Annotated in this window: 10 protein-coding genes; 3 read left to right on the top strand and 7 right to left on the bottom strand. The window is 72.9% G+C overall.

The annotated features are described in order from the left end of the window. The 7 genes from QUV83_RS06385 to QUV83_RS06415 are packed head-to-tail and all read right to left on the bottom strand — an operon-like array spanning position 1 to position 8,551. Complete coding sequence (locus QUV83_RS06385) at positions 1–1,665, bottom strand: dipeptide ABC transporter ATP-binding protein (RefSeq protein ID WP_289563362.1); 1,665 nt, start codon at positions 1,663–1,665, stop codon at positions 1–3. Next, entirely contained in the window at positions 1,662–2,222 is a 561-nt protein-coding gene (locus tag QUV83_RS06390; protein WP_289563363.1) for a GbsR/MarR family transcriptional regulator, read from the bottom strand. Before QUV83_RS06390 ends, QUV83_RS06385 begins: the two co-directional genes overlap by 4 nt. Beyond that, positions 2,219–3,652 (bottom strand): serine hydrolase domain-containing protein, encoded by a 1,434-nt coding sequence (locus tag QUV83_RS06395; protein ID WP_289563364.1) that lies wholly within the window; start codon positions 3,650–3,652, stop codon positions 2,219–2,221. The genes QUV83_RS06390 and QUV83_RS06395 overlap by 4 nt, the downstream gene beginning before the upstream one ends. 46 nt (positions 3,653–3,698) lie before the next feature. Beyond that, positions 3,699–4,616, bottom strand: a complete 918-nt coding sequence (locus QUV83_RS06400) for an ABC transporter permease (protein ID WP_289563365.1) — start codon at positions 4,614–4,616, stop codon at positions 3,699–3,701. Then, a complete protein-coding gene (locus tag QUV83_RS06405; RefSeq protein ID WP_289563366.1) occupies positions 4,609–5,541 on the bottom strand; it encodes an ABC transporter permease in 933 nt (310 codons plus the stop codon). Before QUV83_RS06405 ends, QUV83_RS06400 begins: the two co-directional genes overlap by 8 nt. Continuing rightward, positions 5,538–6,935, bottom strand: a complete 1,398-nt coding sequence (locus tag QUV83_RS06410; RefSeq protein ID WP_289563367.1) for a M14 family zinc carboxypeptidase — start codon at positions 6,933–6,935, stop codon at positions 5,538–5,540. The genes QUV83_RS06405 and QUV83_RS06410 overlap by 4 nt, the downstream gene beginning before the upstream one ends. 5 nt (positions 6,936–6,940) lie before the next feature. Next, complete coding sequence (locus QUV83_RS06415; RefSeq protein WP_289563368.1) at positions 6,941–8,551, bottom strand: peptide ABC transporter substrate-binding protein; 1,611 nt, start codon at positions 8,549–8,551, stop codon at positions 6,941–6,943. A 241-nt stretch (positions 8,552–8,792) separates the two neighbouring features. Between QUV83_RS06415 and QUV83_RS06420 the strand changes: the two genes are divergently transcribed. From QUV83_RS06420 to QUV83_RS06430, 3 genes are all read left to right on the top strand, one after another. After that, positions 8,793–9,431, top strand: a complete 639-nt coding sequence (locus QUV83_RS06420; RefSeq protein WP_289563369.1) for an FMN-binding negative transcriptional regulator — start codon at positions 8,793–8,795, stop codon at positions 9,429–9,431. Next, positions 9,428–10,933, top strand: a complete 1,506-nt coding sequence (locus QUV83_RS06425; protein WP_289563370.1) for an amidohydrolase — start codon at positions 9,428–9,430, stop codon at positions 10,931–10,933. Before QUV83_RS06420 ends, QUV83_RS06425 begins: the two co-directional genes overlap by 4 nt. Before the next feature lie 84 nt (positions 10,934–11,017). Next, a complete protein-coding gene (locus tag QUV83_RS06430; protein WP_289563371.1) occupies positions 11,018–12,238 on the top strand; it encodes an amidohydrolase family protein in 1,221 nt (406 codons plus the stop codon). Positions 12,239–12,288 lie beyond the last annotated feature (50 nt).

Raw genomic sequence — 12,288 nt, forward strand, 5'->3', positions numbered from 1 at the left:
CTAGCCGACGCGGGCCAGCCGCCGCTCGCGCCGGGCAGCCTGCTCGGCCGGGTCGGGCACCGGCGCCGCGTCGAGCAGGGTGCGCGTGTAGTCGTGGGCCGGGTCGAGCAGCACCTGGCTGCGCCCGCCGAGCTCGACGATGCGGCCGCGGTGCATCACGGCGACGCGGTCGGCGAGCTCGTCGACGACTGCCAGGTCGTGGCTGACGAACAGGCACGCGAAGCGCAGCCGCTGCTGGATCTCCCGGAACAGCTCCAGCACGGTGGCCTGCACCGACACGTCCAGGGCCGAGGTGGGCTCGTCGGCGATGAGCAGCTCGGGGTCCAGGGCGATGGCGCGGGCGATGGCGACGCGCTGGCGTTGGCCGCCGGAGAGCTCGTGGGCGTAGCGGGTGGCCCAGGCGGCGGGCAGCTCCACGCTGTCCAGCAGGGACGCGACGCGCTGGGTGAGCGCCTCGCCGCGCAGCCCGGCGTGCACGCGCAGCGGCTCGCCGATGGACTCGCCGATCGTGTACCGGGGGTTCATCGACGAGGCGGGGTTCTGGAACACGACGCCGATGCGGCGGCGGGCCTTGCGCTCGGCGGCGCGGCTGCCGGCGCCGAGCCGCACGCCCACCACGTCGACAGTGCCGGAGGTCAGCGGCGCCAGGCCCAGCGCGCAGCGCCCCAGCGTCGACTTGCCCGATCCGGACTCGCCCACCAGGCCCAACATCTCGCCGGGCTGGATGTGCAGGGTGACGCCGTCCACGGCCCGCACGGGGCGGCCGCGCTGGCTGCGGTACTCGACGACCAGGTCCTCGACGGACAGCACGGGGCGCTCGCGGGCGTCCGCGGCGGACTCGCGCTCCGGGGCGCCGATGCGCGGCACCGCGGCGAGCAGCGTCTGGGTGTACGCGGCCTGCGGCGCCGAGAAGAGCGCTTGCACGGGGGCGGACTCCACGGCCTCGCCGTCGCGCATCACCACGACCCGATCCGCGAGGTCCGCGACGACTCCCATGTCGTGGGTGATGAGCACGATCGCGGCGGAGGTGCGGGCCCGCAGGCGGCGCAGCACGTCGAGCACCTCCTGCTGGACTGTCACGTCCAGCGCGGTGGTGGGCTCGTCGGCGACCAGCACCTCCGGGTCGCAGGCCAGGGCCATCGCGATCATCACGCGCTGGCACTGCCCGCCGGAGAGCTGGTGCGGGTAGAACTTCAGGCGCTCCGCCGGATCGGGCAGCTCGACCATGCGCAGCAGCTCGATGGCGCGCTCGCGGCGTTCGGCGCGCGTCAGGTGCGGCAGGTGGCGGCGCAGCATCTCGCGCAGCTGGAAGCCGATGGTGAAGACGGGGTCCAGGGCGCCGACGGGGTCCTGGAAGATCATCGCGATGCGCCGCCCGCGCACGCCGGACAGGGCGCCCGGGGCCATCGCCAGCAGATCCTCGCCGCCGAGCAGCGCACTGCCGGTGACCGTCGTGTTGCGGGGCAGCAGGCCCAGCAGCGCCATCGAGCTGACGGACTTGCCGGAGCCGGACTCGCCGACGATGGCCAGCACCTCGCCCGGCATCAGGTCGTAGCTCAGGCCCCGCACGGCGTGCACGTCGGGGGAGCGGCCGCCGTCCACCCGGAACGTGACGTCGAGGTCCCGCACGGACAGCACGGGCGCGGCGGGGGTCGTCTCGGTCACGGCTCTCCTCGGGTGGGCGCGGGCGCGGCGTCGGCGCTGTCCTCGTCGTCGGGGAGCGCGTCGCGGTACGCCTCCCAGTCGGCGAGCATCTTGCGGTGGTAGCCCGCCAGCCACGTCATGTAGTTGCGGGCGTTGGTGAGCCGGCGGCGGGGCGGGTGGTCGTCGTCGGAGTCGAGCGTCGCGAAGCCGGTGGTGATCGCGTCGGAGAGCCGCACCAGGTAGGCGCGCTCCCCGGCGAGGAAGCCGCCCCAGATGTCGTCCTCGACGCGGAAGTAGTGGCTGCGGTCGCCGGGGATCATGTGCCGCTTGAGGAAGCCCGCGTCGCAGAGCCGCCGGGTGGACGTGGACACTGCGCCGGCGCTCGCGCGCAGCAGCGAGCCGATCTGCGCGCTCGACAGGTACGGCACGTCGATGATCATCAGCAGCCCGATGACCCTGCCCTCCATGCGGGTGCTGTGCATCCCCTCCCAGGCGAGCCCGAACTCCTCGACGAAGCGTTGTGACGCCTCGTCGAGGGTGGGCTGCTGGGAGGTCGCGGAGGGTGTCGTCTCTGTCACACGCTCACCTTAGAAGTGGCGACATGCAGCATGGAGGGCCGTCGCCGCAGGAACTCCTCGACCGGCCAGCTCGTCATCCCGCCGAAGCGCACCGACGCGATGGAGCCGTCGGCCGCGCGCTCCAGGCGCACCAACTCGCCGGAGCCGCCGAAGCCGGTCTGGGGATGGATGCGCAGCGTGTCGGGGCCGACGACCTCGAGCTCCTCGAAGGCGCCCAGCGGATCGGCCAGAGAGGGACGCAGCGCGACGACGCGCCCACCGAGCACCGTGAGGTCGAGCAGTCCCCACAGGTTCGCGAAGCGGCCGGTGTACGACTCCAGCGGGGGCAGGCCGTCGGGGTGGGCGGCCGGGGTGTGGCCGGGGCGCGGGGCGAGGGCCGCGTCGATGAGCTTGACCAGGGCGGTGGCGATCTGGTCGGCCGGGCCGTCCACCGCGTTGGTCAGGACGCTCACCACGAGCTTGTCCTTCGGGTCGATGTAGGTGCGCGTGATGTGGCCCGGGTAGCCGCCCGAGTGCCCGATCATCGGCCGGTCGCCGACCTTGCGGACCTCCATGCCGACCCCGTACCGGCCGACCTCCTCGCCGTACGCGGACACCACCGACTCGAGCCGCTGCATGAGCCGCTTGGAGTCGTCGCTGAGCAGGCGGGTGTCGCCGAACCAGTGCGCGGCGCCGTACTCGGTGAGCTCGGACGCGGTGGAGTAGAAGCCCGTGGCGGCGGCCATCACGCGGGTGTCCACATGCTCGATGACGTCGCGCTCGTTCGTGCCGAACAGCAGCGCGGTGTGCCCGGCGGCGTACTCGTCGGCCCGCGCCGGGTCGTACTCGGCGCCCGTGCGGGTCAGGCCCAGCGGCTCGACGATGTGCGTGCGCGTGTACTCGTCGAAGGTCTGCCCGCTGACCGCCTCGATCGCGAGGCCCAGCAGCGAGTACCCGACGTTCGAGTAGTGGAAGTGCTCGTTGCGGGCGTAGATCCGGCCGTCGGCCACGATGTCCGCGATGAGGGTCGCGCGGTCCGGGAACGGGTACTCGAGCTGCCAGAAGTCGGCGTGCACGCCGTCCCGGATCACGCCCGACTGGTGGCCCAGCAGCTCGCGGATGGTCGCGGCGGCGATGGGGGAGCCGCCCTCGACGAGCTCGGGGACGTACTGGCCGATGGGGTCGTCGAGCCGGATCTTGCCCGCCTCCACGAGCTGCATCACCGAGGTGCCCGCGAACGTCTTGGAGTGCGACGCGATGCGGAACAGGTGGTCGGTGCGCAGCGGGGTCCCCGTGACGGCGTCCGCGACGCCGACGGCGAGGTCGAGCACGAGCTCGTCGCCCGAGCGGATCGCGACCTGCACGCCGGGCACCCGCTGGTGCAGGGCCTGCGCCTCGACGAACTGGGCGAGGTACCCGGCGGCGGCGCGGATCGTCTCGGTCTGGGTCATGGGAAGCACGCTCCGGGGGTTCGGGGTGGGGGCCGGCCGGCTGTGGTCAGCGGCCCTTGGGGTCGAGGGTGTCGCGCAGGATGTCGCCGAGGGTGATCATCGCCAGCACCGTCACGGTGAGGAACAGGCTAGGGAAGATCAGCATGTGCGGGGCCGTTTGGAAGTAGGCCTGTGCGCTGGACAGTTGCAGCCCCCACGAGATCGACGGGGCTCGCAGCCCCAGGCCGAGGAACGTCAGGGTCGACTCCGAGACGATCACCGCCCCGACGCTGATGGTGGCGACGGCCAGCACCGGGCCGATCGAGTTGGGCAGCACGTACCGGGTGATGATGCGGGCGTCCGACAGGCCCATCGCGCGGGCGGCGTCCACATAGTCGGCGCCCCGCACCGAGCGCACCGAGCTGCGCACCAGGCGGGCCATCGTCGGCCAGGAGAACAGCGCGAGGACCAGCGCGACGGTGACGGTGGAGCGCGAGCCGACACTCGTCAGCACGACGACGGCGCCCAGCAGGAACGGGAACCCGAGGAACACGTCGGTCAGCCGCGAGATGAGCCGGTCCGCCCAGCCGCCGCGGTACCCGGCGAGGGTGCCGAGCACCAGGGAGACGGCCAGCGCGACCCCGGTGCACAGCAGCCCCACGCTCAGGGAGTTCCGCGTGCCGAAGATGACGTTCGCGTACACGTCACAGCCCTGCAGGTCGGTGCCGAACACGTGCTCGCCGCCCGGGCGCAGGGCGCTGTCGGTCAGCTGGCACGCGCGCGGGTCGGGTTGGCCGAACCAGCCGGCGAAGAACGACGGGAACAGCGCGATGAGGCCCAGCACGCCCAGCACCGACGAGCAAATCCAGAACAGCGGCCGACGGCGCAGCGTGCGCCACACCGAGCGGTGCGCGCCGTGCTCGACGGGCTCGGCGGGCTCAGCAGTGGGGGCCGCCGTCTCGGTGGCGGCGACGAGCTCACTCATGGCGGATCCTCGGGTCGAGCACCGTGTGCAGCAGGTCGACGATCATGTTCGTCACCAGGAACACGATGATGAGCGCGGTGGACACCCCCACGACAGTGGGGCCCTCATGCGCGCGGATGGCCTGGAAGAGCATCTGCCCGACGCCGGGCAGGTTGAACACGCCCTCGATGACGACGGTGCCGCCCAGCAGGTAGCCGAGGTCGATCGCCAGGTAGGTGAGCACCGGGATCGCGGAGTTGCGCATGACGTGCACCCCGACCACCTGGCGGCGCGGCAGGCCCTTGGCCCACAGCGTGCGCACGTAGTCGGAGTGCAGCGCGTCGACCACGGAGCCGCGCATCAGCCGGGCCACAGACGCCAGCCCGAAGATCGCCACGCAGAACGCGGGCAGCAGGTACGCGGTGGGCCAGCCGGTGGACGTGCCCGCCACCGGGAACCAGCCGAGCTTGACGCCGAACACGAGCTGCGCGGACACGGCCACTACGAACACCGGGATCGACGAGGCGAGGATGGTGCCCGCGAGCACCAGGTTGTCGCCGATGCGGCCGCGGCGCAGGCCGGCGAAGAGGCCGAGCGCGATGCCCAGCACCACCTCGATGCCCCAGGCCGTGAGCGCCAGCGTGGCCGTCACGGGCCATCGGGCCGCCATCTTCTCCCCGACGGACTGGCCGGTGAAGTTGGTGCCCAGGTCGCCCTGCAGCAGGCCGCCCATGTAGTGCAGGTACTGCTGCCACACCGGCAGGTCCAGGTGGTACCTCTCCCGCAGCGCCGCCACGACGTTCGCCGGCAGGGGGCGATCGCCGCCCAGGGCCGCGATCGGGTCACCGGGGAGGGTGAACACCATCGCGTAGATGATGAACGTGACCCCCACGAACACCAGCGCCAGCTCGGCGAACCGGCGCGTGAGGTGCCGCGCGGCAGTCATCCGGCGTCCTCCTCGCGGGCCGCCAGGCAGCGGGCCAAGGCCAGCGCGGCGCCGAGCTGCACGCCGACCAGCCGGTTCACGTCCAGCACCTCGAGGCCTTCGACGGCGTCCGCCTCGGCGGTCCAGGCGTCGTACACCTCCGCCATCCGCTCGCGCAGCCGCCGCACGCGCGCTGTCGCGGTGCCGGCTGCCACCTCGGCGTCGAGCGCGCGCAGCAGCATGCCGCCGTAGCGCAGCCGGAAGCAGCGCACCAGGTCGTCGTTGCTGAACACCTCGGCGACGGTGGCGGGCCTGTCGCACTCGGGCCGCTCGGCGCGCATCCGCTCATGGCCGCCGATCACGGACATCATCGGCACGAACGCCTCGCTGGCCCGCAGGAACGGGCTGCGGATGGTGAGGTCTGGGGCGGCCTCGTCGAGGATGCCCCCGAGCACGGCGCCCATCTCTTCCAGCCCGGCGGCCTTGGCCAGCACCACGTCCCGGTAGGCCGTGTCAGTGGCGGTGTCGTCGTCGGCAGCGGGGTGCGACCAGTAGGGCAGCTCCGCCACCAGCGAGACGGTGCCGTGCCTCGACGCGTACGCGCTGGACGACTCCCCGCCCACCGACCCCGTGGGGTCGACGCCGAGCTCCTCGAGGTAGTCGTACTCCCCGGCGGTGGACAGCATGCCGAACACGGCGGGCGCGATGGCCTGCAGCGCGGGGGACTCCGGCTCACCGGTGTCCAGCGGCAGGCCCAGCCCGGCCGGGATGGCGTGCAGGGCCTCGACGGCGCCGGGCACGTCCTCGCTGAGGTAGTAGTAGACGCCGCCCAGCTCCGCGTTGTGCAGCGACACCATCATCTGCGGCTTGACCTCGTCGATCACCCGCATGAGCGCCTGCGTCTCGGGGAGCACCTGGTCGAACCAGGCGTCCTTGTGCGCGAAGGGGAAGGTCCACTCGACCTGCTCATTGGGCGCCGGGCGGTAGAACTGGCGCGCGTACACGGTGCGCCGCGTCGGGTCGCCGTACCAGCCCTCGTTGAGCCGGGTGCCGTCGGGGTCGATGCACGGGATCAGGTGCCAGGTGGCGTCGAAGGACTCGCGCAGCGCGTCGTCGTCGCACAGCAGCGCCGCCAGGTGCTGGAGCATCCGGAAGCCGATGGGCTCGTTCGGGTGCACGCCGGCGAACAGCAGGTGCTGTCGGCGCCCGTGGCCGATGCTGACCATCGGGATCGGCTCGCCGAGCCGCGAGGTGCCGATGCGCCGTGACGAGGCGATGCCCGGATGCGCCGCGACGAGGTCGTCGAAGGACGCCAGGAGCGCGTCGACGGTGGGGAAGTCGTGCATGGGGGGGACCTGGTGGGTCCGCCCGAGGATGTCCTCGAGCGAACCCACCGCGGTGGTGCTGGTGCTCATGGTGCTCAGGCGCCCTCTGCCAGGATCGTCTGCGAGTAGTTCGGGTTGCCCGCGGCGGAGGTGTTGAGCTTCGCGACGCGCTCCGAGGTGACGAACGAGTAGGCCTCGAAGAAGAGCGGCGGAGCGGGGAACTCCTCCATGATCCGCTCCTGGACCACGGCGTAGGCCGACGCGGCCTCGGCGCCGTCGACCTGCGCGTCGGCGGCGGCGATCAGGTCGGCGACCTCGGGGTCGTACCAGGGGATGCAGTTGGTGCAGCCGCCACCCTCGACGAAGAAGACGCGCAGGGTGTTCTGCTGGCTCGGGTACAGGGCGCCCCAGCGGGAGAAGTACGGGCCGGTGGCCAGGCCGTTGAGGCGCGTCTCGTAGAACTCGGCCCAGTCGGTGCTGGGCGTGGCCACGGCGTCGACGCCCAGGTTCTGCCGGAGCTGGTTAGCGATGGCCGTGTACAGCTCGTCGAGGCCGACGCCGCCCGGGTAGTAGACGTTCATCGAGCCGGTGAAGCCGCCGGCCTCGGTGAGCAGGGCCTTGGCCTTCTCCGGCTGGTACTCGCACAACTCGCCGCAGATGCCCACCGGGGTGCCGGGCTCGATCGCGGGGGTGAAGGCTGTGGCGGGGGTGAAGAGCCCGCCGTAGACGACCTTGTTGATCGTCTCGCGGTCCAGCGCCATGGAGATCGCCTTGCGGACGCGGATGTCCTGGTAGCGGGGGTCCTGGAGGGGCAGGCCCAGGAAGGAGATGCCGGGCGCCTCGAACGAGTAGACGTGATCGGCGCCGAAGTCGGTTGCGGACTGCGCCATCTTGTTCGGCGGGAGGCCCGCGACGTCGATGTTCCCGGCGAGCACGTCGGTGTACGCCGTGGCGGTGTCGGCGTAGGGCACGAAGGTGATCTGGGAGACGGTGGGGGCATCGCCCTGGTAGTCGGCGTAGGCCTCCAGGATCAGCGGCTCGTTCTCCACGAAGTCGTTCGTGAGGGCGAACTTGCCGTTGCCGACGGGGTGCCGGTTGTACGCCTCGAAGTCGTCGAGGGCGCTCGCGGGCATCGGGTACATGGCCGTCTGGCCCTGCGACACCTGCATCGGGAACTGGCTGTCGGGGCCCAGCAGGGTGACGGTGAAGGTGGTCTCGTCGACGACCTTGAGGCCCGACATCTCGGTGGCCGGCTCGCCCTCGGTGACGTTGAGGTCGGCGTAGCCCACGACGTTGGCGAGCTGGCCGGAGTTCTCGAACGCGTTCGGGCCGTAGGCCACGGCGTTCCAGGAGTCCACGTAGGCCTGCGCGGTGACGGGCGTGCCGTCGTGGAAGGTCCAGCCCTCGCGCAGCGTGATCGTCCAGGTGATGGCGTCCTCGGTCTCGATGGACTCGGCCTGGACGTAGGTGAGGGTGCTGTCGGCGTCGACGAAGGTCAGCGGCGCCCAGACGGCCATGTTGAAGTCGTAGGCCTCGATGTTCCGGCCCGGGATGAGCTGGGTGGCCGGGCTGATCGCGACGCTGATCGCGGCGCCGTCGGCGCCGGTCGAGGTGGGGTCGGCATCGCTGCCGCCGGTGCTGCAGGCGGCGAGGGCGAGCGATGCCGCGAGGGCGCCGGCCGCGAGCCGCAGGCTCATGAGTCTCATGGGTCCTCCGTGGGGGGAGCGGACAGGTCCGCCGCGATAGGTCGCTTCCCACGGGGGTGAGTGGGTTCATGCCGGTCGGGGGAGGGTGTTCCCCGGGTCGCTGCCGTTCAGCCGTGCTGCGGTCAGGCAACCGTGACAGCCGGTTACTCGTCAATAGAGAACATAGCGAAACTTCAATATGAAATGAACTCTTAACGCTGTGGTGACGTGACCGGCCGCCCCGACCTGATTCGATGGGCCCGTGATCCACACCGCTGAGTACGCCTTCGAGGACGAGGCCCGCCTGCGCGAGCTCATCCGGCAGCACGGCTGGGCGCTCCTCGTGAGCGCCGCCGACGACGGGATGGTCGCCTCCCACGTCCCGGTGCTCCTCGACGAGGACGAGCCCGGTGACAGCCTGGTGATCGTCAGCCACGTCGGGCGCCCCGACGAGGTGCTGCACCAGATGGGCTCCGGCCGCGAGGTGCTGCTCGTCGTCGAAGGCCCCTACGGCTACGTGTCGCCCAGCTGGTACGACTACGGCCCCGCCGTCCCCACCTGGGACTACGTCAGCGCGCACCTCTACGGGCGCCTCGAGCTGCTCGACGCCGACGAGACCTACCGGGTGCTGTCCCAGACGGTGGACCAGTACGAGAAGCCCCTGCCCGATCCCGTGCTGCTGCCCGACGTCGCCGAGTACGCCCAGCGCACCGCGCGCGGCGCCGCCGGATTCCGGATCCGCGTGACCCGCTGGCAGGGGAAGGCCAAGCTCAGCCAGGACAAGCCACGCGCCGTCGTCGAGCGCGTCGTCGCCGCCCTCGAGGACGACCCCCACTACGCCAACCCCGTGCTCGCCGCCGCCGTGCGCGAAGAGCTGGGCCGCCGGGGTGAGGGCGCATGAGCGCCACCGCAGAGGCGGGCGCGCTGCTGCTCGCCGGCGCGCGGCTCATCGGCCGGGACGAGCCCGTGGACGTGCTGCTGCGCGACGGGCGGATCGCCGCGCTCGGCCCGGCGGGCTCACTGCCCGTTGGCGCCGGATCGGCGGAGCGCGTGGACCTCGACGGGCGCACCCTCATGCCCGGCCTGTGGGACGCGCACACCCACCTCACCCAGTGGGCGCTGGCCCGCGAGCGCCTCGACGTCTCCGCCGCGACCTCCGCCGCGCACGCCGTGCGCCTGGTCGTCGAGCGCCTTGCCGACCGGCCGCCCCGCCCCGGCACGGCCCTGATCGGCTACGGGTTCCGCGACGGCCTGTGGCCCGACGCCCCGACGTCCGCGCTGCTCGACGCGGTGGCCGGGTCGACGCCCGTCATCCTCGTCTCCGGGGACCTGCACTGCGCCTGGCTGTCCACCGCGGGCCTGGCCTACCTGGGGGTGGGCGAGCACCCCACGGGGTTGCTCCGCGAGGACGAGTGGCTGCCCGTGATGGGCGAGGTCGACCGGGTGGCTGACGACGTCGCCGACGCGCTCGTCGCCGAAGCCCTGCGTGACGCCGCCACGCTGGGGATGGTCGGCGTGGTCGATCTGGAGATCGCCGACAACGTGGACGCCTGGCGCCGCCGGGCCGCTGTGGCCGCCCCCGCCACCCGGGTCCGCGCCGGGGTCTGGGAGGCGTACCTCGACCACGTGCTGCGCGAGGGCCTGCGCACGGGCGACCCGCTCACCCCCGACGGGCTCGTGACGCAGGGGCCGTTCAAGGTCGTGACCGACGGCTCCCTCAACACCCGCACCGCCTACTGCCACGACCCCTACCCGGGCGCCTCGGGTGAGCACCCCCACGGCATCCTCGCGGTGCCGCCGGAGCAGCTCGTCCCGCTGCTCGAGCAGGTCAGCCGCCACGGCCTGCGCGTTGCCGTCCACGCCATCGGCGACGCTGCCAACACCCTCGCGCTGGACGCATTCGCCGCCACGGGCGCGCGCGGGGCCATCGAGCATGCGCAACTGCTCAGCGCCGCCGACGTGCGGCGCTTCGCCGAGCTCGACATCGTGGCCAGCGTGCAGCCCGAGCACGCGATGGACGACCGGGACGTCGCCGACCGGCACTGGGCCGGGCGCACCGACCGGGCCTTCGCCTTCGGCGCCCTGCACCGCGCCGGTGTGCGGCTGGCCCTCGGGTCGGACGCGCCCGTGGCGCCGCTGGACCCGTGGACCGCGATCGACGCGGCCGTGCGCCGGTCCCGCGACGAGCGCGAGCCGTGGCATCCCGAGCAGGCCATCGACCTCGACGCGGCACTCGCCTCGTCGGTGGACGAGCAGCCCCTGGGGTTGGCTGTGGGCGCCCCGGCGGACCTCGCCGTGCTGGACGAGGACCCGCACCACCGGCTCGCCCGGGCCGGAACGGTGCGCGGGCTGCCCGTCGCCGCCACCCTCGTCGCGGGGCGGTGGGCGCACCACGCGCTCTGACCCGGAGCCGTGCCAGAGTGGGCGTTGCGGCCCACGGACCGCCCCACCCCGGCACGGGGTCGTCGCTCGAGGACGAGGAGCACGATGGACGAGCTGCTGCTGACCAGGGCCCGCATCGCCGGCACGTCCCCCGACGGCGCCCGGGTGACCCGGCCGCACGGCGAGCCCCTGGACCTGCACGTGCGCGACGGCAAGATCGCCGCGATCGGCCCCGGCCTGGACGCGACAGTGCGGCCCGAGGTCGAGCGGGTCGACCTGGAGGGCCGCGTGGTGCTGCCGGGCCTGTGGGACGCGCACGTCCACCTCGCCGAATGGGCCCTGACCCTGCGCGAGCACGCCGACCCCGCCGACGCCGCCGTCAGCCTCGGCCCGGAGGCGCTCGACGCCCTGATCGCCGAGGCGGCCCAGGCAGCCGCATCGCGCGGCGTCGTGGGCGTGGTCGACTTCGACATCGCCGACAACCTCACCGCCTGGCGTCGCCGCATCGCCGCCGGCCACCGCCGCCTGCGTGTCGAGGTCGCCGTGTGGCCCGGCCACCTGGACCGCGTCGTCGCCGAGGAGCTGCACAGCGGCGACGTGCTGGTCGGCACGGACGGCCTGCTCACCATGGGCTCGCTCAAGATCGTCGCCGACGGCACCCTCAACTCCCGCACCGCCTACTGCTTCGACCCGTACCCCGGCCTCGACGGCGACAACGCCCGGGGGGTGCTGTCCGTCGCGCCGGGGGAGCTGTGGCTGCTCATGGCCCACGCGCACCGCAAGGGCCTGCGGTGCGCGATCCACGCCATCGGCGACGCGGCCACCGCCGTGGCCCTCGACGCGTTCGAGGCGAGCGGCGCCCGCGGCAGCATCGAGCACGCGCAACTCGTCGACCCGGACGACATCCGCCGCTTCGTCGACCTCGGCATCGTCGCCTCTGTGCAACCGGAGCACGCGATGGACGACAGGGACAAGGCCGACGAGGCCTGGGCCGGGCGCACCGACCGGGCCTTCGCCTTCGCGTCCCTCGCCGCCGCCGGGGTGCGGCTGGCCCTGGGCTCCGACGCGCCCATCGCGCCGCTGGACCCGTGGGCGGCGATCGCCGCCGCCGTCACGCGAGCCCGCGACGGCCGCGAGCCGTGGCATCCGGAGCAGCGCGTCGACCTGGAAACCGCCCTCGGCGCGTCGGTGCGCTCGCGGGTGGAGCCCGGCCACGTCGCGGACCTGGCAGTGCTCGACATCGACCCGTGGGTGGCCGCGGACCTGCGCGACATGACGGTGGCGGCCACCCTTTTGGGCGGGCGCTGGACCTGGCAGGCGTCGTGATCCGGGACCCGGGCGCTGTGCCCGCCCACCTGTCCACCCGCCTCCCTGTG

It is taken from the genome of Cellulomonas cellasea (assembly GCF_030372105.1).
Taxonomy (GTDB): Bacteria; Actinomycetota; Actinomycetes; order Actinomycetales; family Cellulomonadaceae; genus Cellulomonas_A; species Cellulomonas_A cellasea_A.

Excerpts from the sequence above, each read along its gene's own strand:
- QUV83_RS06400 (WP_289563365.1), bottom strand. The coding sequence starts at position 4,616 with ATGAGTGAGCTCGTCGCCGCCACCGAGACGGCGGCCCCCACTGCTGAG.
- QUV83_RS06415 (WP_289563368.1), bottom strand. The coding sequence starts at position 8,551 with ATGAGACTCATGAGCCTGCGGCTCGCGGCCGGCGCCCTCGCGGCATCG.
- QUV83_RS06430 (WP_289563371.1), top strand. The coding sequence starts at position 11,018 with ATGGACGAGCTGCTGCTGACCAGGGCCCGCATCGCCGGCACGTCCCCC.
- QUV83_RS06425 (WP_289563370.1), top strand. The coding sequence starts at position 9,428 with ATGAGCGCCACCGCAGAGGCGGGCGCGCTGCTGCTCGCCGGCGCGCGG.
- QUV83_RS06395 (WP_289563364.1), bottom strand. The coding sequence starts at position 3,652 with ATGACCCAGACCGAGACGATCCGCGCCGCCGCCGGGTACCTCGCCCAG.
- QUV83_RS06405 (WP_289563366.1), bottom strand. The coding sequence starts at position 5,541 with ATGACTGCCGCGCGGCACCTCACGCGCCGGTTCGCCGAGCTGGCGCTG.
- QUV83_RS06410 (WP_289563367.1), bottom strand. The coding sequence starts at position 6,935 with ATGAGCACCAGCACCACCGCGGTGGGTTCGCTCGAGGACATCCTCGGG.